Consider the following 20,676-nt stretch of genomic DNA (forward strand, 5'->3'; position numbering starts at 1 on the left):
GCTGTGGCGTGGGCTCGGGACTCGCGATTACGTCGTCAGTGACTTGAAGGCATCCAGCGCGCGTTGGCGTGCCGCCTTGTGGTCGACGAGGGGCTCGGCATACCCGGTTTGCCGGCGTTGCGCAGCGTCGGGGAAAAAGCGTGACTTGAGCGGCAACTCGGCCAGCTCTGGCAGATATTCCGCGATGAAGTGCCCTTCCGGATCGAAGCGTTCCGCCTGGGTGGTAGGGTTGAAGATACGAAAATAAGGCGCGGCATCGGTGCCGGTGGAGGCGGCCCACTGCCAACCGCCATTGTTGGAGGCGAAGTCGCCGTCAACGAGGTGGCGCATGAAGAAGGCTTCGCCACGACGCCAGTCGATCAGTAGGTGTTTGGACAAGAACATCGCCACGACCATGCGTAGGCGGTTGTGCATCCAGCCACGCTGAACCAACTGGCGCATGGCGGCGTCGACCAGCGGATAGCCGGTACGTCCTTCGCACCAAGCCTGAAACCCCGCGTCATCGTCGCGCCAGGCCAGGGCCTTTGTATGCGACTGAAAGGGGCGGTGGCGGTTGATGTCGGGGAAGCTGGCAGCGATATGCAGATAGAACTCGCGCCAGACCAATTCATTGGCCCAGGCGATGAGGCCGGCGTCGCCGTCGGCCAAGTGCCCCTCGTTGTTGCTCATCACCGCATGTAAGCACTGACGATGCGAGATCATGCCCAACGATAGGTAGGGAGACAGCTCGCTGGTACCGGGAAGCGCGGGGAAATCGCGCTGGCGCTTGTAGTGATGGCCACGGAAGCGCAGGAAGCGCTCGAGCCGGTCGCCGGCCTCGTCCTGGCCCGCAGGCCACAGGCTCGGGTCGAGTGGTGCGTCGGCCATTGTCTCGAGATCGCGAGAAGGCGGCGGGTCGGCGTCGATAGCCAGTTGAGCTTGGGGTTCAGGTTCTTCCACCAAAGCGATGCGGCTTGACGCCAGCTGGCGATGCCAAGCCTTGGCGAACGGCGTGAACACGCTATACGGCTCGCCCTTGCCGGTGAGCAGCTCTCCGGGCGCGTAAGCGACGGCGTCGGTATGCCCCCAGGCCGTCAGCCCTGCCGCCTGAAAGGCAGACTCCACCGCCGCATCGCGGCGGCGCTCGTTCAGAGGGTATTCGCGATTGAAGTGCAGAGCGCGGGCGCCGTGCTCACGCGCCAGCTCGAGCAGGGCCGCAGGTGCCTCGCCGAAGGTCGCGATGCGTCGCTGCAGCAAGGGGATATTGAGACCGGCCAAGTGTTCGCGAAGCGCCGCTACGCCCCGTAGCCAGAAGTCGACCTTGTTGGCGCCGTGGTCGTGGCGTTGCCACTGTGGAAGGCTGGTCAAAAAAACGGCGATCACCGGTCCGCGTTCGGCGGCGGCATGCAAGGCGCGGTTATCGAAGGTTCGCAGGTCGCTGCGGAACCACATCAATTGCACATCGGACATGGCCAATCCTTGGCGCAGGTATGAAAGTTAGCGCCCCAGCAGCCCATGCAGGCGGCTGAGCGCAGTGGGTAGTGCATCGCCGAGCGAGGCGATCTGAGTGCTTTCCAGCTCTGCGCTGCGGATACGTGCCACTGGGCCGACTAGGCACAGCGGTATCTCGAGCTGCTCCGCCAGACGCGGCAACTGACGTCGAATGAGATCGCTGCGCTCGGCATATCCACTGGTCATGAGCACGGCCTCTGCCTTGAAGCGCTCGGCGGCCAGCGGCACCTCGTTGAGCGGCAAGTCGGCATCCAGCCATTCGACCCGAAATCCCGAGGCAGACGCGACCAGCGCCAAAAGCAGCAATCGCAACAAGTCGCGCTCCTCGGGCAGGCGCAATAGCAGTAGGCGCGCCCCCCGCGCGGCTTGATTGGCGTGGTACAGGCGAATGGCGACTCGCGTACGTAAGAAGCTTTCCAGCAAGCGGCGCTGCAATTCGGCACCGAACTGATCGCCCCAGCGCTCCTCGAGCTGATCGATCACCGGCTGCCATAATTCGGTCACGCACGAACCAGCGGGATAAAGCGCCATGCTGCGGTTGAACAGGACGTCCAGCGTATCGCTATCCAGCGCGTCGACGGCCTGCAGCAGTCGCTGGCGCTGGCCTTCCCAGTCGCTGATATCCGGCGGCGGGACATCATTGGTCGTGGGTTCGGCCTGCTCGAGCAGGTCGCGTACCTGACTGACGGGAACGCCCCGGTTGAGCCATTGCAGGATGCGTTCGACGCGGCGTATGTCCTCGCGTGCATAGAGACGGTGTCCCTTGGGGGTACGCTGCGGACGGATCAGGCCGTAGCGGCGCTCCCAGGCGCGCAAGGTCACGGAATTGACGCCGGTCAGCCGTGAGACCTCGCGGATCGGGTACAGCGGCGAACTGGCCGGATCCATCGCCTGTTCACTCATGCGCTTAGGTTCCTCCTGTGAATCTTGCCACTTAGCATGGGGGATGAAGTTGTACGTCGCAATGATTTTGTACAATCCCCATCACGTCTTATGGCTCCGACGACGCCTCTACGCGGGCTGTCACGATGCCCGCCAATGCCTCGACGAAGGCGGGGTGCTGGCCGACGGGATCGAGCAGCGTCAATGCCGCTTGGGGATACTGAGCCTGCAATGCCTCGAGCTGGGCTGGAACGTCCTGACGTAGGTGGCGCCCGGCGGCGAAAAACAGCGGCAAGATATCGAGGTGTCGATGCCCCGCGTCATAAAGTTCGGCGACTCGGGTTTCCAGCGAGGGTTCGCTTAGCTCCATGTAAGCGATGACCGCAGGGGTCTCGAGGCGCGCGCGCAGGTCGTGCTCAAGCGTTTCGAAGGGCGCGCGCCAGCGCGCATCGCTAGAGCCATGGGCAAGTAGTATCAAGGCGTGGCTCATCGAGCGATCTCCTATGGTGAGTGACGTGGCGCCTTGCATGGCGACGACAGCCGCGTGGCGGGTGACCATGAGCTATGCTGTCCAGTCAGGCCAACGCATATTTACCTGGACAACTCTAGCAAATCGTACAACGGTCGTATAATTCGTATTCGGAGAGTCATCATGCGCATTTTGATCACCGGCGGTAGCGGTTTCGTCGGACGGCTGCTTTGTCAGCGCCTCCACGAGGCTGGCCATCGGTTGCTAGTGGTGTCGCGTTCGCCGGCTCGGGCGCAGACGCATCTGCCCGAGGGCGTCGAGGTCCGCGAGTCGGTCATGGCATTTGTGGACGACGCTCCCGAGGCGGTCGTCAATCTTGCCGGCGAGTCCATCGCCGACAAGCGCTGGAGCGAGACGCAGAAACAGCGGTTGCTTGAGTCGCGACTGACCATTACGCGTGATTTGGTGACGCTGTGCGAGCGCCTGGAGACGCCGCCTCGGGTCATGGTATCCGGGTCAGCCATGGGGTTTTACGGCGATCAGGGAGAGCGCGACGTTACCGAGCAGACGCCTCCCACCGATGAGTTCGCCCACCGTCTGTGCGCGCAGTGGGAATCGGCGGCGCGGGCAGCCGAGCCGCTGGGCGTGCGGGTCGCGCTATTGCGTACCGGACTGGTGCTCGATGCCGGTGGAGGGACGCTGAGCAAGCTGCTCCCGCCTTTCCGGCTGGGGCTCGGTGGTCGTCTGGGGAGCGGGCGTCAGTACATGCCGTGGATTCATCGCGAGGATCTCGTGCGCATCGTGCTGTTGTTGCTCGAGCGGGATGACCTCGAAGGGCCTTTCAATGCGTCTGCGCCGTATCCCGTCACCAATGCCGACTTCACGCGTGCCGTGGCGCGTCACCTGCATCGCCCTGCACTGATGAAGGTGCCTGCCGGCCTACTGCGGTTGGCCCTGGGGGAGATGTCACGCTTGTTGCTGACCGGCGCCCGTATGCGCCCCGCGCGCCTAGAGGCGGCGGGGTTCACGTTTCGCTATCCGACGCTGGACAGCGCCCTGAAGGCGATTCTCGGACGCTGACGCGTGGCCTCTCGGCCTAGATTTACTCGGGTGGGTCGACGGTAACGATCACGCGCACTGCGTCGAGGCGCAGCCGCGTGGCATCGATGGCCGTATCCAGCGCCTGGCGCTCGTGGGTGAGGGCGTCGATTTCCGCGTCGCGCACTGACGGATTGTGGCGTGCCAAGGCCTTGAGGCGGGCCAGCTCGGTGTCCAGCGTCTCGCGCATGCGCGTCTGTGCGGCCTCGACGATGCTCGGCAACTCGTTTTCGGCCTCGCCCTCGGCGTTGGTCAATAGCTCGCGCAATTGCGCATGGCGCGACTTGATCAGGTCGCGCGCGACGGCTTTCTTGACCTTCTTGAGGTTCTTCGCCAGGCCCCCGAACGAGACCTTCTGAGTCAGGTTGGCGCCCGACTCGTCGAGCAGCAAGCGAACCGCCGTGGGTGGCAAGAAGCGCCCGACATTCAAATGTTTGGGCGCCGGGCAATGGGTCCGGAACACCAGCTCGGCCATCAGCCGGCCACCGGGGATCGAGGGATGCTGAAGCAGTGCCAGTGCAGTATTGCCCAAGGTGCCGTCGAGGATGCGTTCCATCATTTCGCGCACCAGAGGGTGTTCCCAGGAAAGACGCTGCACGTCGTCGCGGGCCAAGGCACGCTGCCGATCGAACGTGGCCGAGAAGCCTTCCTCACCTTTGACTAGCCCCGGCAGGCCGTCGAGCATGTGCGGCCCTGCCAGCAGGTGCTGTATATCGCCGCCCAGGTCGCGGCTCTCGACGCCGAACACGTCCAGGGCCTTGTCAACGTAACGTGGCAGTGTCTTGTCTTCGTCCAGCTCGCGGATGGCCTCGGTGACTTCCTGGGCGCGCTCCGGGCGACAGGCGTTCCATTCCAGCAGCCGATCGCGGCCGGCCTCATGCGCAGCGAGGCGGCTTTCGAAATAGGCACGCGTTTCCGCGATGACCTCTTCAAGGGAGTCGTTGTCGAGCAGGGAATCGGCCACGGTATCGCCGAAGGCATCGTAGAGCTCGCTGCCGATGCCATGCGGCGCGTTGAAAGCACGCATGCCCTCATCGTACCAGCGCAGCAGGCACTCGCCGGGGCTATCTTCGAACACCGGCACGTAGAGCTCGATGGCGTGTTGTTGGCCGATACGGTCGAGGCGGCCGATGCGTTGCTCGAGTTGATCGGGATGTGCGGGTAGATCGAACATCACCAGATGGCGGCAGAACTGGAAGTTGCGTCCCTCGGAGCCGATTTCCGAGCATACCAGTACCTGGCAGCCGTCTTCGTCGTCGGCGAAGGCCGCCGCGGCCCGATCGCGCTCGATGAGCGTCATTCCCTCGTGGAACACGGGTGCCTGGAGGCCGCCCAGCACGCGTAGTGCCTCGCTGAGGTCGCTGGCGGTTTCGCGGTCGTGAGCGATGACCAGCACCTTGTCGCGGCCGACCTCGGTCAGGCGCTCCAGGAGCCAGGTCACGCGTGGGTCGATCTGCCACCAGGGTTCGGTGTTGAGCGATACGTCGCCCGGCGAATTGTCGCTCAGCGCACGGTACATGGCGTCGGGATAGAGCAGTACCTCGGGATGATCGAGCCCGGTAGCGATCAGCAGATCATCGAGGTAGTCCATGTCGCGGTCCAGCTTGCGTAGCTCGCGGCGGTAGCTGGAAGGCGGGGTCAGACGCGTGACGTGCAAATGACGCTCGGGGAAGCCGGCGACATGGCGGCGGCTGTTGCGGAACATCACGCGGCCGGTGCCGTGACGGTCCAGCAGCTGCTCGCGGAGTTGGCGGCGGGCGCTATGGTGCTGCGCCTCGTCGCTTTCGGGGTCGAACAGCGTCTCGAGCAGTGCCTGGCTGTCTGCGTCGTCGATGACGGCGCCCACGGTGTCGCGATCGGCGGCATCGCCGGGCAGGCGCTCGAGAGCGTCTACCGCCTCGGCGACCTGGGCATAGCCCGCTTCTTCGGCGGCGAAGGCCTCCAGGCTGGTGTAGCGCTCAGGGTCGAGTAGGCGCAGCCGCGCGAAGTGGCCGGCTTGGCCCATCTGCTCGGGGGTGGCAGTGAGCAGCAGTACACCGTCGATGACACGCGCCAACTGCTCGACGCAGGCATAGCCGGGGCCGCTGGACTCGGGCGTCCAGTCGAGATGATGGGCCTCGTCGACGATCAGTAGGTCCCAGTCGCAGGCCTGGGCCTGGGTTTGGCGGTGCGGATTGGCGAACAGCCATTGCTGACTGGCGAGTACCAGTTGGGCGCTCTCGAAAGGGTTGCCCGCGCTGTGTTGGCTTTGCTGTTCGTCGAGCAAGGTGAAATGCAGCGAGAAGCGGCGCAACATTTCCACCAGCCATTGATGGCTCAGGCTGTCGGGCACCAGGATCAGCGCACGCTCGACACGCCCAGTGAGCAGCAGACGATGCAGGATCAAACCGGCTTCGATGGTCTTGCCCAGGCCTACTTCGTCGGCCAGCAGTACGCGCGGCGCATGACGGCGCGAGACCTCGTCGGCGATGTATAGCTGGTGGGGAATGAGATCCACCCGCGGGCCGGCCAGGCCATTCGCCGGATGCTGGGCGATACGGTGATAGTGATGCAGGGTGCGGTAGCGTAACTCGAACCAGTCGTTGCGATCGACCTGGCCGGTGAGCAGTCGATCGCGCGCCTGCTGAAAACGCATGCTATCGGCGAGGCGGCTTTCGGGCAGCTCGTCGTATTCGCCGGCCGCCGTCTCGACGATATAGACCAGCAGCCCGTCGGCTTCCTTGGTGTCGTCGACGGTCAGGGTGCGGCCGTCGGCGGCTTCGATCCGGTCGCCGGCGCCGAATACCACGCGGGTTAGCGGCGCCTGGCGAACGCTGTAGGTGCGCGTTTCCTGGCTGGCGGCAAAGAGAACGGTCACGCTTCGGAGGTCACAGCTTAGGATCGTGCCCAGCCCCAGCTCGGCTTCGCCGTCGCTGACCCAGCGCTGGCCCGGAATGAATTCGCTCATGATGCCTCGGGATGATGATGTAACGGTACGTGGCGCGCCGTCTTGCCGGGGGAGCATGCAGGACGGCGGGGCGCGGTATTCTACCGGAAAGCGGCGGAGGGCTTAACAGGCGATTGCGTTTTCAGGTCGTGGGCGATAGCCAGCGCATGAGATGCGCCGTGGACATCTCGCCTGCCTGGTAATCGCGAAGCCTGCCCTGGGCGTCGAGGCGCATTATCAGCGGCAGTGCAGGCATCCCGAAGTAGGCCTGCAGGCGTTGGTATGGATCACGCAGGTCATGGCTGAAGGCGGCATGCCGAGCATCGAGATAGCGCGCGGCTTGCAGTAGGGTCTGGCCTTCGTTGACCGTCACGACGCTGGCGGCATCGCGCTTCAAGTCGGTGAGCCGCGCCAACGTGCGGCGGCATGCCCGACAGTCGCTGCGCCACAACACCACGATGAGCGGCGATGGCGACGCCAGCGTTTCGATGGGCGTCGGTGTGCCGTCGAGTGCCTTCAATGTCAGGCGCGGTAGATGTGAGGGCGGAGGATCGCCCGTCAGCGGTTGCCAGACGTTCAACCCCCACCATAGCGCACTGCACACCATGAGCGCACCCGTGGCTCGGCGCATTTGCTGGGCGGGCAGGTCGCGCAGGTGCCACAGTGTCCACGCGACGGCGCCGAGCAAGGCGCCCAGCGGATGATACCCGGTTTGCCACAGTGTGAAGGCCTCGAGCGGCGCCTCGCGATAAGCCTCGGCATGAAGCACGATATACATCAGGCGAGCCCCGATCAGCGCCGCCACCAACGTACCGCTCAACCACCGGCGTCGATGCGTGCGGGATAGGCGCAACAACGCGCCCAGCGCCAACAGCGCGAGCGCCGTGACGGCGGCGTATAGAGGCGCAGGTGGCAGCGGTACGTGGCCGAGCATGATCGGTGCCATGGGATCCTCATGGTGGCGATGACGAATCGCGATGCTGGACACGTTACACTAACGGTCTTGGGGTCGCCTCTTTAAAGCGTGGTAGCTGGGTTGAAGTCCTCGCGCGGCGGTTAGGACGAGACGGAACGGGGAGAATGCATGGTGAGTTCGCGCTATGGGATCGATGGGTTGCGCGCGGCAGCCATCGCCAGTCAGGCCCTGGGGTTCATCCTGATCATGACGCTGGAAACGTGTCTGGGCGACGCGGCACGCCCCTGGCAAGGTGCGACCCTGGCGCTGATGCTTCTTGCTGCATGCTGGGTGGCGCTGATGCGCCGCTATCGTCGCAACAAACAGCGCCGGGCGATGGCCGAGCGGGTCAGGCGAGCGCAAGAAGACGATGAGTGATGGGCTCGTCAAGGAGTCAGCCCGTGCGGACCCAGGTGTTGGCAGCGGTGTGGGTCGAGGGCGAGCAGCATCAGCTGCCAATCGCCGGGTAGCGGCATGGTCAGTACCCGCCAAGCACAGCCACGTGAGGCGCTGGGGTGTTCGCGCGACGCTTCCAGGCAATGTGCACCTTGGCTCATCAGTCGAGGTGCAAGACGCTCGAACTCCACATTGTCGGCTTCTAGGCGTAGCGTGCTGGCAGGAGCCTCAGGATGTTCTTCAAGCAGTAGTACATGACTGTTATGACCTTTGCGATGCAGCTCCAGATAAGCGCTGTACGAAGTACGTAACAAGACGGTCAGTGCCAGGTGTACCTGTAACCACTCGAGCAAGGGCGCAAGGCGCGCGACATGAAGTGCGGTGGGCTCCAGCGATAAGCGTTGCATGGTGGGCTCCCAGGACGCTGATGGGCACATCCATCAGTATGGATGCTGATGCGCCGTTGGGAAGCACAGCGTGGCTATGGTGAGGATGTGCAACGTCTATCGACGTGTTGGTGCCGTTGTTCGGGTGGGCGTTCTAGTGAGGAGTTGCGGAAGGTTGGCACATCCATGTGCCATTGGGCTTCCTAGCTTGGTCACGGTGTGCTCATGCGCCAGTATTATCGATAACCTGGGTTAAGAATGATTGTGCGTTAATGTAAAGCGGTGGCCGATGCGGCAGTCAGCCGTACTGGAAATCACTGCGTCTAGACGTAAAAAAGCCCATGACGATTTGATCGCATGGGCTTTTTTGAATTTTGGTCGGAGTAGCAGGATTCGAACCTACGACCTCTGCCTCCCGAAGGCAGCGCTCTACCAAGCTGAGCTATACTCCGTTCGCGCCGGGGGTGCCGACTCGACGGGGCTGCATTATACGCATCCGCGATGCGCGCGCAACCCTTTTGCGAGGCGGTGGATCAGGTCTGACGCTCGACAGCGAGATGAGCGAGTTCGGCCATGCTATCGCGGTAGCGGCTCTCGGGCAGAAGCTCGAGCTGAGCCAGGGCGCGGTCGGCCATTTCCACGGCGCGGCGGCGGGTATATTCCAGCGCACCAGTCTCGTTGACGATGGCCAGCACTTCGTCGAGATGGTCGAGCCCGCCTTGGCGAATGGCGCGCCGAATCGTCTTGGTCTGTTCGGCATCGCCGACGGCCATGGCATGGATGAGCGGCAGTGTGGGTTTACCCTCGGCAAGGTCATCGCCGACGTTCTTGCCCATGGCGTCGGCATCGCCCTGATAGTCGAGCAGGTCGTCGACGAGTTGGAATGCCAGGCCTAGATAGCGTCCGTAGAGTTTGAGGGCCTCTTCCTGTGCGGGACTTGCCTCGGCGAGCACCGCGCCGCTATGGCTGGCGGCCTCGAAGAGCATGGCGGTCTTGCCCTGGATGGTGTCGAAGTAGGCGGCCTCATCGATATCGGGGTTGCCGATATTGGTCAACTGCAGCACCTCGCCTTCGGCGATCACGCAGGTGGCGCCGGAGAGTATCTCCATCACGCGCATCGAGCCGACTTCGACCATCATCTGGAACGAGCGCGAATAAAGGAAGTCGCCGACCAGCACCGAGGGCGCGTTGCCCCAGGCGTCGTTGGCGGTGGCCTTGCCACGGCGCAGGTGCGATTCGTCGACCACGTCGTCGTGCAACAGCGTCGAGGTATGCATGAACTCGATCAGCGTGGCGAGGGTCACGTGGCGATCGCCTGGGTAGTCCAAAGAGCGCGCCGCGAGAAGCACGAGCAGAGGGCGCAGCCGTTTGCCACCGCTTTCTATGATGTAGTGGCCAATGGTTTCGACGAGGGGAACCCGGGAAGCCAGTTGGGCGAGGATGGTGCGGTCGACGGCGGCGAAATCATCCGCGACCGCCGCATGGATGGGCGATGCGTTGGGCTGCATGGGTCGGCTTGTCGCAATAAGGGGTTGGGCCGCCTCTTATTGCGGCCTTGGGCTCGGGCTATGCTAGGGGGCCCCCCGGAAGGCGTCAAGGCGCATGCCGGGGTCTCGCCAGGCCGCGTCAGTGATGGCGTGAAAGACGCTTGCCCGGTATGCCCGAGTGTCGCTATAATACGCGGCTCGACTCATCATGCTCCCTGTCAGATGGCTGCCGGAAGGGGCGCCACTCGCCGCAGGCCGATGAAGAGCGCAACCCCGATGAGTGCTGGAGAGTGACATGTACGCAGTAATCAAGAGCGGTGGCAAGCAGTACCGCGTTCAGGAAGGCCAGACCCTGAAGCTCGAGAAGCTGGAAGTGGCCACGGGTGATACCCTCGAGCTCGACCAAGTTCTGCTGGTCGGCGATGATGATGATATCAAGGTCGGCGCGCCGCTGGTCGACGGGGCCAAGGTAACGGCAGAAGTCGTTTCACATGGTCGTGGCGAAAAGGTCCAGATCATCAAGTTCCGTCGCCGTAAGCACCAGATGCGTCGTCAAGGCCATCGTCAGTGGTTCACCGAAGTCAAGATCACCGGAATTTCCGCGTAAGCGATATTCCCTAGATAACGCGAGGTATTTGCAATGGCTCATAAAAAGGCTGCCGGTAGTTCTCGTAACGGTCGCGATAGCGAATCCAAACGCCTTGGTGTCAAGCTGTTCGGTGGCCAGGCGGCGACCGCCGGCAACATCATCGTGCGTCAGCGTGGCACCAAGTTCCACGCGGGCAGCGGCGTTGGCATCGGCAAGGATCACACCTTGTTCGCTTTGAACGAAGGCGTGATCAAGTTCGAGACCAAGGGTCCGAAAAACCGCAAGTTCGTGAGCGTCGTCTCCGCCTGAGACCGCCACGAACGATGAAAGGAAAGGCCCCGCTCAGGCGGGGCCTTTTCGTATAGGGCGGCCGTAGCCGTCGGGAGAAGTGTCCATGCAATTCGTCGACGAAGCCTCGATCATTGTGGAGGCCGGTAAGGGTGGCAACGGCTGCCTGAGTTTCCGGCGCGAGAAGTACGTTCCCAAGGGTGGGCCGGACGGCGGCGACGGTGGGCACGGCGGTAGCGTCTATCTGATCGGCGACGACGCCCTCAATACACTGATCGACTTCAAGTATCAGCGTTTCTACAAGGCGCCCAATGGGCAGCCGGGCCAAGGTCGTCAGATGAGCGGCCGTAACGGTGAGGACTTGCACGTCAAGGTGCCGGTGGGGACCACGGTGATCGACGAGGATACCCTCGAGGTGATCGCCGACGTAACCGAGATCGGCCAAGTCGAGTTGGTGGCGCAGGCGGGTCGTCGAGGGCTGGGCAATATTCACTTCAAGTCTTCTACCAACCGGGCGCCGCGCAAGACCACGCCAGGCACCGAAGGCGAGCGTCGTAACTTGCGCTTCGAGATGAAGGTGATGGCCGACGTGGGCTTGCTGGGCGTCCCCAATGCCGGCAAGTCGACGCTGATTCGTGCCGTCTCGGCCGCCAAGCCCAAGGTTGCCAACTACCCCTTCACCACGCTGGTGCCCAATCTCGGGGTGGTCAAGTTGGGGACGCATGAGCATTTCGTGATGGCCGACGTGCCCGGATTGATCGAAGGTGCGTCCGACGGTGCAGGTTTGGGGCTGCGCTTTCTCAAACACCTGACCCGCACGCGGTTATTGCTGCATGTCGTCGATGTGGCGCCGTTCGATGAAAGCGATCCCGTGGAGAGTGCGCGGGCCATCGCGTACGAGCTCGAGCAATTCTCCACCACGCTGGCCGAACGGCCACGCTGGTTGGTACTTAACAAGCTCGATTTGCTTCCTGAGGAAGAGCGCCAGGCGACGGTCGACGACATCGTCGCGCGTCTGGAATGGACGGGGCCGGTGTTCCGGGTGTCGGCGATCAGTAGTGAGGGTACCCAGCCGTTGGTGCAGGCGGCGCACCGTTGGCTGACCGAGCAGCGCCAGCTCGAGGCGGAAGACGAGGCGGCCTTCGAGCATGAGCGCGAGATGCGCCAGCGCATGGAAGACGAGGCCGTGGCGCGTGCCGAAGCGCGCATGTCGCACAAGCGCAAGCCGGCCCAGGAAGAGGACGATGACTTCGACGATGACGATTATGACGTCGAGGTGGAATACGTCCCCTGAGTCGAGGCTAGAAGGGAGAGAAGCCGGTGAGTGAGTCGCAGTCGACGGGCCGTGATGCCTTGCGTAGTGCGCGGCGTGTCGTGATCAAGATCGGCAGTGCATTGTTGACCAACGATGGGCGTGGCCTCGATGCCGAGGCTATCGGTGGTTGGGTCGATCAGATCGCCTCCCTGCATGCGCGCGGTGTCGAGGTGGTGCTGGTCTCGTCCGGCGCGGTGGCCGAGGGTATGGCGCGTCTGGGCTGGGTATCCCGGCCCTCGGCAGTGTATGAACTGCAAGCGGCCGCCGCGGTGGGGCAGTCGGGCCTATCGCAATGTTACGAGGGTCACTTCGCGCGTCACGGCCTGCGCAGCGCGCAAGTGCTACTGACGCATGATGACCTGTCCGACCGCAAGCGTTACCTCAATGCGCGCTCGGCGTTGCGCACGCTGGTCGCACTGCGCGTGGTGCCGGTGATCAACGAAAACGACACCGTGGTCACCGACGAGATCCGCTTCGGCGATAACGATACGCTGGGTGCGCTGGTGGCCAACCTTCTGGAGGCGGACGCGCTGCTCCTGCTCACCGATCAGGAAGGTTTGTTCGATGCCGATCCACGCCACGATCCCGAGGCGCGGTTGATCAGCGAAGGGCGTGCCGATGATCCTGCCCTGGCGGCGGTTGCCGGTGATGGCGGTGCTTTAGGGCGCGGCGGGATGACGACCAAGGTGCGTGCTGCTCGCCTGGCGGCGCGCTCCGGCGCGCTGACGGTGATCGCCAGTGGGCGTCAGGCGTCGGTGCTCACGCGGCTGGCGGAAGGTGAGACGTTGGGCACGTTGTTGATGCCGGACCACGCGCCGTTGGCGGCGCGCAAGCGGTGGTTGGCGGGGCAGCTCCAGGTGCGCGGCACATTGGTGCTCGACGATGGTGCGGTCGAGGTATTGCATCGCCATGGTTCGAGCTTGCTGCCGGTGGGCGTGCGGCGTGCTGAGGGTGCCTTCAAGCGCGGCGACATGGTGGTCTGCGTCAACGAGCAAGGCGCCCGAGTCGCCAAGGGGTTGGTCAACTACGGTAGCGACGAAGCGCGGCGTATCGTGGGCCAGCCCAGTCATCGCATCGAGGCGTTGCTTGGCTACATGGAGTCGCCGGAGCTCATTCATCGCGATAACTTGGTCATCATCTGAGGGGCGTGATGTCGAGGCGTCTATCGGTGAACTATAGCCGTTTCCACGTGGGCCATGCTAGAATGCTGCATCCTCTCAGACACGGCCCGTTGATGGGGCGCCTCGCGAGTGGCGATCCCGTTTTGGCCGATTCGCATGAAGTAGTCGAAACGTCATGCGAATCAATTTCTTACAGAACATGACTGTCAACATCTCCAAGGAGTAGACGGTGGCGAACACCAAACAGGCCCGTAAACGCGCCCGCCAGGCGGAGCAGCGTCGTCAGCACAATGCCAGCCAACGCAGCATGGTGCGCACGTATATCAAGCGCGTCGTCAAGGCGATCCAGAATGGCGATCACGGTCAGGCCATGACCGAGTTCAAGGCGGCACAGCCGGTCATCGACCGCATCGCCGACAAGGACGCGATCTCCAAGCGTAAAGCTGCACGCATCAAGAGCCGTCTGAACAAGCGAATTAAGGCCCTGGCTGCCTGAAGCCGGGACTTGGCGGTAACGCGTGAAAAAACCGGCTTCGGCCGGTTTTTTTGTAAGTGGCGCTTGGGCGTCAACTCCGGGTGCTTGGAGGTAGTCGGTGACGGGTAAGCAATCGCAGGCAGTGCCGGAAGAGGATGCGTCGCCAGTATCGGAGGCGCGGCCTTCAGCGCGTGGCGGTCTATTGCGCTCGGGAATGGTGGTCAGCACGATGACCATGCTCTCGCGTGTACTAGGGCTGGCGCGCGATGTCGTGATCGCGGCTTTGTTCGGGGCCGGTAGCGGCGCGGATGCCTTCTTCGTCGCCTTCAAGATTCCCAACTTCATGCGTCGCCTGTTCGCCGAGGGCGCCTTCAATCAGGCGTTCATTCCGGTGCTGTCTGAGTATGCCACCCAGCGGACACGTGAAGAGGTACGCGAACTGCTCGATGCGGTCTCGGGCAGTCTTGGCGTGATACTGGCTCTGCTCAGCGCCGTGGCGGTACTCTTCGCGCCCTGGCTGGTGTGGCTATTCGCGCCGGGATTCAGCGCCGATCCCGGCAAGCTGGCGTTGACCGCCGACATGCTGCGCCTGACGTTTCCCTATCTGTGGTTGATTTCGCTCACCGCCTTTGCCGGCAGCGTGCTCAACACCTGGAACCGGTTCGCCGTCCCGGCGTTCACGCCGGTGCTGCTCAACCTGTCATTGATTGGCGCGGCGCTGGGCCTGACGCCTTGGATGCAGGACCCCTCGATGGCCCTGGCCTGGGGTGTGCTGATCGCCGGGGTCGTCCAGTTGGGCTTCCAGGTGCCGTTCCTGGCACGGCTGGGACTGATGCCGAGGCCGTGGCCGAACTTTCGCCACCCCGGGGTGCGCCGCATCCTGACACTGATGGTGCCAGCGCTGTTCGCGGTCTCGGTCTCGCAGATCAACTTGCTGCTGGATACCGTACTGGCGTCCCTGCTGGCGTCGGGCAGCGTGTCTTGGCTCTACTATTCGGATCGCCTGGTGGAGTTGCCGTTGGGCGTGTTCGGCGTGGCACTGGGCACGGTGATCCTGCCGGCCCTCTCCAAGCGCCATGCCGAACAGTCGCCAGCGCACTTCGCGAAGATGCTCGACTGGGCGTTGCGCGCGGTGCTATTGATCGGGCTTCCCGCAGCTCTGGCCTTGGTGTTGCTGGCCGAGCCATTGCTGGTGAGTCTGTTCCACTATGGCGCGATGACGGACCACGATATCGTGATGGCGGCACGCAGCATGCGGGCCTATGCGTTAGGTTTGTTGCCCTTCATGCTCATCAAGGTGCTGGCACCGGGGTACTTCGCGCGCCAGGATACCAAGACGCCGGTCAAGATCGGGGTCGTGGCGATGGTCGCCAACATGGTCTTGAACCTGCTGTTGATTTGGCCGCTGGCGCATGCGGGATTGGCGCTGGCCACGGCGCTGTCGGCGTTTCTCAATGCTGGCTTGCTGGGCTGGGGGCTACGGCGGCGTGGCGTACTGACATTTCAGCCGGGCTGGGGACGCTACGCGTTGACAGTGAGCGGTGGCTGCGTCGTCATGGGGGCCGGGATTTGGTGGCTATGCCCCGAATGGCATCAGTGGCTGGCCTGGGGCGTATGGCAGCGTGCGGCAACATTGCTCGGGCTGACCCTGGGCGGTGTCCTGGTCTACTTTGGATGGCTGGCGCTGTGCGGCGTGCGCCTCAGGCATTTCCGTCTGGGTGGCTGATGGTAGGGCAGGCATGGCTGTCAGGCGTGGCCCCCTTGGTTATAATCGAACGTTTCACCGGCATATGAACGGCATATGGAACTGATCAGAGGACTGCACAATCTGCGCGAGGCGGGCCCGTGCGTGGCGACGATCGGCAATTTCGATGGCGTACATCGTGGCCATCAGGCGATCCTCGATCAGCTCAAGAGTCGCGCCACGGCGTTGGGGTTGCCGATGACGGTGGTCGTCTTCGAGCCCCAGCCGCGTGAGTATTTTGCCGGCGAGCAGGCGCCGCCTCGTTTGAGCAGGTTGCGCGACAAGGTCGAGCTGCTGGCCGAATATGGCGCCGAGCGTATCGTCTGCCTGCCCTTCAATGCTGCTCTGCGAAGTCTGACGGCCGATGAGTTCATCGAGCGCGTGCTGATCCGCGGCCTGGGGGTCAAGCATCTCGTCGTGGGAGACGACTTCCGTTTCGGCTGTGACCGGGCGGGCGATTTCGCGTTGCTGCAACGCGTGGGCGAGCACCGTGGTTTTGAGGTCGAGCATACGCGTACCTTTGCCCTCGACGATGAACGCGTCTCGAGTACTCGGATACGCACCTTGCTGGCCAGCGGCAATTTCGCCCAGGCCGCGCGGTTGTTGGGGCGGCCCTATCAACTCTCGGGGCGCGTGGTTGCCGACCGGCAGTTGGGACGCACCATCGGCGTGCCCACCGCTAATCTGCCGTTGACGTCGCGTTCCCTGGCATTACGCGGTATCTATGCCTGCGTCACGCGGTTGCCCGATGGTCGCGAGCTGCTGGGGGCGGCCAATATAGGCTGGCGGCCGACGGTGGGCAGCTCGCGGCCGGTGCTGGAGGTGCATCTGTTCGATTTCGAGGGTGACCTCTATGGCCAGCGCCTTACGGTCGTGCCCTGCGCGCGGCTGCGAGGCGAGGTCAATTTTCCGGGGCTGGAGGCCCTGACGCGTCAGATTCATGCTGATCTGGCGCAGGCACGTCGCTATTTCCGCACGGCGACACCGCTCGATGCCACCGCGCTCGAGCTGCCGTGTGCTTCGACTGGCTGGACTTATCCGCTGGCCTCGGCGCCCCTGGCGCCCGAGCCTTCGACTTCCGACTCCTCGGCCGGCGCTCGCCCGGCCGACCAAGACGATGGCTGACCTTCCGCTATGAGCGATTACAAACATACCCTGAACCTCCCCGAAACCGACTTCCCCATGCGCGGCATGTTGCCCAAGCGTGAACCGGGGCGGGTATCGCAATGGCAGGACATGAACCTCTACGAGCGCCTGCGCGAAGCACGCGCCGGCCGTGAGAGCTTCGTACTGCACGATGGCCCTCCTTATGCCAACGGCAGTATTCACATCGGTCACGCCGTCAACAAGATTCTCAAAGACATCGTCGTCAAGTCGAAGGCGCTGGCGGGGTACGATGCGCCCTATGTGCCTGGTTGGGACTGTCACGGTTTGCCCATCGAGCACAAGGTCGAGACTACTCACGGCAAGCATCTCGCCGCCGGCGAGGCGCGTGATCTATGCCGCGAGTACGCGGGGGCGCAGATCGAAGCGCAGAAGACCGACTTCGTGCGCCTGGGCGTGATCGGCGACTGGGAGCACCCCTACCGGACCATGGATTTCGCCAACGAAGCGGGTGAGATTCGCGCGCTGGCGAAGATGGTCGAGGGTGGTTACGTCTTCAAAGGACTGAAGCCGGTCAACTGGTGCTTCGATTGTGGTTCGGCCCTGGCCGAGGCGGAAGTCGAGTACGCCGACAAGAAGTCCGATGCCATCGATGTCGCCTTCACCGCCGCCGATCCCGCCAAGCTAGCGACGGCGTTTGGGCTCACGTCGCTCGACAAGCCGGCGGCGATCGTCATCTGGACCACCACGCCGTGGACCATTCCCGCCAACCAGGCGCTGAACGTGCATCCCGACTTCACCTACGCCCTGGTCGATACCGGCGAGCGGCTGCTGGTGCTCGCCGAGGAGCTGGTCGAAAGCTGTCTGGCGCGCTATGGCCTCGAGGGCGATGTTGTGGCCACGACGACGGGCGCGTCGCTGGAGTTCATCAATTTCCAGCATCCTTTCTATGAGCGTATGGCGCCGGTGTATCTCGCCGACTACGTGACCGTGGAAGAAGGCAGCACGGGGATCGTCCACTCGGCGCCGTCATACGGCCTGGACGATTTCATGACCTGCCGCGCGCACGGCATGAGCTTCGATGACATGCTCAACCCCGTACAGGGCAATGGCGTGTACCGCGATGATCTGCCGTTCTTCGGCGGCGAGATGATCTGGAAGGCCAACCCTCAGATCGTCGACAAGCTGCGTGAAGTGAACGCGCTGATGGTGCACACGCCGATCACGCACAGCTACATGCACTGCTGGCGTCACAAGACGCCGGTCATCTACCGCGCGACCGCCCAGTGGTTCGTGGGCATGGACCGCGAGGACGATACGGGGCGCACCCTGCGTCAGCGCGCGCTGGATGGCGTCGAGGCGACGCAGTTCGTCCCCGCCTGGGGCAAGGCGCGGCTGCACTCGATGATCGCCAATCGTCCTGACTGGTGCATTTCGCGCCAGCGCAACTGGGGGGTGCCGATTCCATTCTTCCTGCACAAGCAGACCGGGGAGTGGCATCCGCGCACCGTCGCGCTGATGGAAGAGGTCGCCAAGCGTGTCGAAGCCGAGGGCATCGATGCCTGGTTCCGTCTCGATGCACAAGAGCTGCTGGGCTCCGAGGCCAGCGACTACGAGAAAGTCACCGATACCCTGGATGTGTGGTTCGATTCCGGCACCACGCATTGGCATGTCTTGCGGGGCTCGCATTCGCTGGGGCACCCACAAGGGCCGCGTGCCGATCTGTATCTCGAGGGTTCCGACCAGCATCGCGGCTGGTTCCATTCGTCGTTGCTCACCGGTTGCGCCATCGACGGCCATGCGCCCTACAAGGCGCTGCTGACGCACGGGTTCACCGTCGACGAAAAGGGACGCAAGATGTCCAAGTCGATGGGCAACGTGATCGCGCCGCAGCAGGTGATGGACAAGCTGGGCGCCGATATCCTGCGCCTGTGGGTCGCCTCTACCGATTACTCCGGTGAAATGGCGGTCTCCGACGAGATTCTGAAGCGCACCGCCGATGTCTACCGGCGTATCCGCAATACCGCGCGCTTCTTGCTGGCCAACTTGAATGGCTTCGATCCCGCGCGTGACGCCGTGGCGTTCGAGGATATGCTGGCGCTGGATCAGTGGGCGGTGGATCGCGCCGCACAGCTTCAGCAGCGCATGCAGACGGCCTATGACGACTACCGCTTCCGTGACGTCTACCAGCAGGTGCACGACTTCTGCGCGCACGAGCTGGGCGGCTTCTATCTGGATGTGATCAAGGATCGCCAGTACACCACCCAGGCTGACTCGCTCGCGCGCCGCAGCTGCCAGACGGCGCTCTATCATGTGGTCGAGGCGTTGGTGCGCTGGGTGGCGCCGATTCTGTCCTTCACCGCCGAGGAAATCTACGAGGCCATCCCCGGCACGCGCGGCGATAGCGTGCTGCTGGAGGAATACTATCCGCATCTGACGACCCTGAAGTCGGATGCCGTGATGGGGCGTGAGTTTTGGTCGCGGGTGCTCGAGGTCAAGCAGGCGGTCAACAAGTGCCTGGAAGACGCGCGTAACGCCAAGGTGATACGCAATAGTCTCGCCGCCGAGGTCACGCTCTACGCTAACGATGACGTGCGCGAGACCTTGTCGCAGCTCGGCGATGAACTACGTTTCGTGCTGTTGACCAGCGAAGTGCATCTGGCGTCGCTGGACGCAGCGGGCAGCGAGCAGGCCGAGGCCAGCGAGCTCGATGGCCTAAAGGTGGGTGTGATGGAAAGTCCGCACACCAAGTGCGATCGCTGCTGGCATCATCGCGCGGACGTGGGCACGCATGCCGCCGACCCGAACCTGTGCGGTCGTTGCCTGAGCAACCTGCCCGACGGGCCGGGCGAAACGCGCCGCTATGCCTGAAGCTGCGATGCCTGATGACGCACCCTGGATCATAGCGCCGCTTGGTCATGATATGAGAGGCTCGAATGAACGACGCTGCAACGCCTGATCGATCGGTATCGCCGCCCATGCAGCGCCCCTTGCGCTGGCTGTGGCTGGCGCTATTGGTGATCGTGCTGGACCTGGGCAGCAAGCTGCTCGCCAGCACGTATTTGATCTATGCACAACCGGTCGAATTATTGCCGGTGTTCAACTTCACGTTGCTGCACAATACCGGCGCGGCGTTCAGTTTCCTGGCCGATCACGCCGGGTGGCAACGCTGGTTGTTCGCGGCCATCGCCATCGGCGTGAGCATTGGCCTGACCGTGTGGTTGACGCGTCTCAAGGCCGATGAACGCCTCTCGGCGGCAGCCATCGCATTAGTGATCGGTGGGGCGTTGGGCAATCTCTACGATCGCCTGGTGCATGGCTATGTGGTCGACTTTCTGTCGTTTCATTGGCAGGGAAATTACTTCCCCGCCTTTAACTTGGCCGATACCGCCATCACCTTGGGAGCCATTGGTTTGATTCTGGCCTCCCTGCGTGACGGCCGACGACACACGGCAACATCCGATAAGAGAGACGCCCCATGAGTGAGTACCGCATCGGCGATGGGATGGAAGTGACGTTGCATTTCACCGTCAAATTGGAAGACGAGACGGTGATCGACTCCACCCGCGACAAGGCACCGGCGACGTTCCAGGTCGGCGATGGCAATCTGCCGCCGGGGTTCGAGACCCCGCTCAAGGGCATGACCGATGGCGAGACCGGCCGTTTTACCATTACCCCCGAGCACGGCTTCGGCCAGCACAATCCGCAGAATGTGCAGCGCCTGCCGCGCGATCAGTTCGACGACGAGCTCGAGGTCGGTACGATGATGTCGTTCACCGACCCGGGTGGCGGCGAGCTGCCCGGCGTCATCGCCGAAATCGACGAGCGTAATGTCGATGTGGACTTCAATCACCCGCTGGCGGGGCGTACCCTGACCTTCGAGGTGGAGGTGATCGAGGTTCGCCCGGCCACGACCCATTAAGTTTTGACGGGCGCACGCCGCCCATCGA

The 20,676-nt window shown here is 63.4% G+C and carries 19 protein-coding genes and 1 tRNA gene; 12 read left to right on the forward strand and 8 right to left on the reverse strand.

The features are described 5' to 3' along the window. Positions 1 to 27: 27 nt before the first annotated feature. The 3 genes from phrB to KZO83_RS16045 all read right to left on the reverse strand — a co-directional run bounded on the left by phrB (position 28) and on the right by KZO83_RS16045 (position 2,863). On the reverse strand, positions 28 to 1,449 hold the full coding sequence (gene phrB, locus KZO83_RS16035; protein ID WP_247621450.1) for a deoxyribodipyrimidine photo-lyase: 1,422 nt from the start codon (positions 1,447 to 1,449) through the stop codon (positions 28 to 30). Positions 1,450 to 1,476: 27 nt separating this feature from the next. Beyond that, the gene (locus tag KZO83_RS16040) at positions 1,477 to 2,394 is read right to left on the reverse strand and encodes a MerR family transcriptional regulator (RefSeq protein WP_247621451.1); all 918 of its coding nucleotides are present in this window, start codon (positions 2,392 to 2,394) and stop codon (positions 1,477 to 1,479) included. 88 nt (positions 2,395 to 2,482) lie between these two features. Continuing rightward, positions 2,483 to 2,863, reverse strand: coding sequence for a sirohydrochlorin chelatase (locus tag KZO83_RS16045; protein ID WP_247621452.1), 381 nt, complete (start codon positions 2,861 to 2,863; stop codon positions 2,483 to 2,485). 162 nt (positions 2,864 to 3,025) lie between these two features. On the opposite strand from KZO83_RS16045, the gene KZO83_RS16050 reads away from it, so the two are divergent. After that, entirely contained in the window at positions 3,026 to 3,922 is an 897-nt protein-coding gene (locus KZO83_RS16050) for a TIGR01777 family oxidoreductase (protein ID WP_247621453.1), read from the forward strand. A 22-nt stretch (positions 3,923 to 3,944) separates the two neighbouring features. Here the strand turns inward: KZO83_RS16050 and rapA are convergent, their stop codons facing one another. Continuing rightward, on the reverse strand, positions 3,945 to 6,887 hold the full coding sequence (rapA, locus tag KZO83_RS16055; RefSeq protein ID WP_247621454.1) for an RNA polymerase-associated protein RapA: 2,943 nt from the start codon (positions 6,885 to 6,887) through the stop codon (positions 3,945 to 3,947). Positions 6,888 to 7,008: 121 nt separating this feature from the next. After that, positions 7,009 to 7,812 (reverse strand): TlpA disulfide reductase family protein, encoded by an 804-nt coding sequence (locus tag KZO83_RS16060; protein WP_247621455.1) that lies wholly within the window; start codon positions 7,810 to 7,812, stop codon positions 7,009 to 7,011. A 138-nt stretch (positions 7,813 to 7,950) separates the two neighbouring features. Between KZO83_RS16060 and KZO83_RS16065 the strand changes: the two genes are divergently transcribed. Further along, positions 7,951 to 8,199: a hypothetical protein gene (locus KZO83_RS16065; RefSeq protein WP_178999532.1), complete on the forward strand. Its 249-nt coding sequence runs from the start codon at positions 7,951 to 7,953 to the stop codon at positions 8,197 to 8,199. An 8-nt stretch (positions 8,200 to 8,207) separates the two neighbouring features. Here KZO83_RS16065 and KZO83_RS16070 read toward each other — a convergent pair whose 3' ends face one another. The 3 genes from KZO83_RS16070 to ispB all read right to left on the reverse strand — a co-directional run bounded on the left by KZO83_RS16070 (position 8,208) and on the right by ispB (position 10,111). Then, entirely contained in the window at positions 8,208 to 8,624 is a 417-nt protein-coding gene (locus tag KZO83_RS16070; RefSeq protein WP_247621456.1) for a hypothetical protein, read from the reverse strand. A 354-nt stretch (positions 8,625 to 8,978) separates the two neighbouring features. Continuing rightward, positions 8,979 to 9,055: transfer RNA gene (locus tag KZO83_RS16075), tRNA-Pro, on the reverse strand. A gap of 81 nt (positions 9,056 to 9,136) precedes the next feature. Beyond that, positions 9,137 to 10,111: an octaprenyl diphosphate synthase gene (gene ispB / locus KZO83_RS16080; protein WP_247621457.1), complete on the reverse strand. Its 975-nt coding sequence runs from the start codon at positions 10,109 to 10,111 to the stop codon at positions 9,137 to 9,139. A gap of 274 nt (positions 10,112 to 10,385) precedes the next feature. Here ispB and rplU point away from each other — a divergent pair, with 274 nt between their 5' ends. The 10 genes from rplU (at position 10,386) to fkpB (ending at position 20,648) form a co-directional block, all read left to right on the forward strand. After that, entirely contained in the window at positions 10,386 to 10,697 is a 312-nt protein-coding gene (gene rplU, locus KZO83_RS16085) for a 50S ribosomal protein L21 (RefSeq protein ID WP_040239266.1), read from the forward strand. 33 nt (positions 10,698 to 10,730) lie between these two features. Beyond that, entirely contained in the window at positions 10,731 to 10,988 is a 258-nt protein-coding gene (gene rpmA / locus KZO83_RS16090) for a 50S ribosomal protein L27 (protein WP_040239264.1), read from the forward strand. Positions 10,989 to 11,073: 85 nt separating this feature from the next. Then, positions 11,074 to 12,261: an Obg family GTPase CgtA gene (gene cgtA / locus KZO83_RS16095; protein WP_247621458.1), complete on the forward strand. Its 1,188-nt coding sequence runs from the start codon at positions 11,074 to 11,076 to the stop codon at positions 12,259 to 12,261. A 26-nt stretch (positions 12,262 to 12,287) separates the two neighbouring features. After that, the gene (gene proB, locus KZO83_RS16100) at positions 12,288 to 13,424 is read left to right on the forward strand and encodes a glutamate 5-kinase (RefSeq protein WP_247621459.1); all 1,137 of its coding nucleotides are present in this window, start codon (positions 12,288 to 12,290) and stop codon (positions 13,422 to 13,424) included. A gap of 208 nt (positions 13,425 to 13,632) precedes the next feature. Beyond that, on the forward strand, positions 13,633 to 13,899 hold the full coding sequence (rpsT, locus tag KZO83_RS16105; protein ID WP_178999527.1) for a 30S ribosomal protein S20: 267 nt from the start codon (positions 13,633 to 13,635) through the stop codon (positions 13,897 to 13,899). Positions 13,900 to 14,092: 193 nt separating this feature from the next. Continuing rightward, entirely contained in the window at positions 14,093 to 15,604 is a 1,512-nt protein-coding gene (murJ, locus tag KZO83_RS16110; protein ID WP_247621479.1) for a murein biosynthesis integral membrane protein MurJ, read from the forward strand. A gap of 75 nt (positions 15,605 to 15,679) precedes the next feature. Further along, positions 15,680 to 16,747 (forward strand): bifunctional riboflavin kinase/FAD synthetase, encoded by a 1,068-nt coding sequence (gene ribF, locus KZO83_RS16115; RefSeq protein ID WP_178999526.1) that lies wholly within the window; start codon positions 15,680 to 15,682, stop codon positions 16,745 to 16,747. Between the two features lie 9 nt (positions 16,748 to 16,756). After that, on the forward strand, positions 16,757 to 19,597 hold the full coding sequence (gene ileS / locus KZO83_RS16120) for an isoleucine--tRNA ligase (protein ID WP_247621460.1): 2,841 nt from the start codon (positions 16,757 to 16,759) through the stop codon (positions 19,595 to 19,597). A gap of 65 nt (positions 19,598 to 19,662) precedes the next feature. After that, entirely contained in the window at positions 19,663 to 20,208 is a 546-nt protein-coding gene (lspA, locus tag KZO83_RS16125) for a signal peptidase II (RefSeq protein WP_040239247.1), read from the forward strand. Continuing rightward, entirely contained in the window at positions 20,205 to 20,648 is a 444-nt protein-coding gene (fkpB, locus tag KZO83_RS16130; RefSeq protein ID WP_035415327.1) for an FKBP-type peptidyl-prolyl cis-trans isomerase, read from the forward strand. Before lspA ends, fkpB begins: the two co-directional genes overlap by 4 nt. The last annotated feature ends 28 nt before the right edge of the window (positions 20,649 to 20,676 follow it).

The sequence above is a fragment of the Chromohalobacter moromii genome, from assembly GCF_023091865.1.
Lineage (GTDB): Bacteria > Pseudomonadota > Gammaproteobacteria > Pseudomonadales > Halomonadaceae > Chromohalobacter > Chromohalobacter moromii.

Coding starts and splice junctions, on each gene's coding strand:
- rapA (WP_247621454.1), bottom strand. CDS start 6,887: ATGAGCGAATTCATTCCGGGCCAGCGCTGGGTCAGCGACGGCGAAGCC.
- rplU (WP_040239266.1), top strand. CDS start 10,386: ATGTACGCAGTAATCAAGAGCGGTGGCAAGCAGTACCGCGTTCAGGAA.
- KZO83_RS16040 (WP_247621451.1), bottom strand. CDS start 2,394: ATGAGTGAACAGGCGATGGATCCGGCCAGTTCGCCGCTGTACCCGATC.
- cgtA (WP_247621458.1), top strand. CDS start 11,074: ATGCAATTCGTCGACGAAGCCTCGATCATTGTGGAGGCCGGTAAGGGT.
- KZO83_RS16070 (WP_247621456.1), bottom strand. CDS start 8,624: ATGCAACGCTTATCGCTGGAGCCCACCGCACTTCATGTCGCGCGCCTT.
- KZO83_RS16045 (WP_247621452.1), bottom strand. CDS start 2,863: ATGAGCCACGCCTTGATACTACTTGCCCATGGCTCTAGCGATGCGCGC.
- lspA (WP_040239247.1), top strand. CDS start 19,663: ATGAACGACGCTGCAACGCCTGATCGATCGGTATCGCCGCCCATGCAG.
- KZO83_RS16065 (WP_178999532.1), top strand. CDS start 7,951: ATGGTGAGTTCGCGCTATGGGATCGATGGGTTGCGCGCGGCAGCCATC.
- ileS (WP_247621460.1), top strand. CDS start 16,757: ATGAGCGATTACAAACATACCCTGAACCTCCCCGAAACCGACTTCCCC.
- KZO83_RS16060 (WP_247621455.1), bottom strand. CDS start 7,812: ATGGCACCGATCATGCTCGGCCACGTACCGCTGCCACCTGCGCCTCTA.
- ribF (WP_178999526.1), top strand. CDS start 15,680: ATGGAACTGATCAGAGGACTGCACAATCTGCGCGAGGCGGGCCCGTGC.
- fkpB (WP_035415327.1), top strand. CDS start 20,205: ATGAGTGAGTACCGCATCGGCGATGGGATGGAAGTGACGTTGCATTTC.
- rpmA (WP_040239264.1), top strand. CDS start 10,731: ATGGCTCATAAAAAGGCTGCCGGTAGTTCTCGTAACGGTCGCGATAGC.
- KZO83_RS16050 (WP_247621453.1), top strand. CDS start 3,026: ATGCGCATTTTGATCACCGGCGGTAGCGGTTTCGTCGGACGGCTGCTT.
- ispB (WP_247621457.1), bottom strand. CDS start 10,111: ATGCAGCCCAACGCATCGCCCATCCATGCGGCGGTCGCGGATGATTTC.
- murJ (WP_247621479.1), top strand. CDS start 14,093: ATGGTGGTCAGCACGATGACCATGCTCTCGCGTGTACTAGGGCTGGCG.
- phrB (WP_247621450.1), bottom strand. CDS start 1,449: ATGTCCGATGTGCAATTGATGTGGTTCCGCAGCGACCTGCGAACCTTC.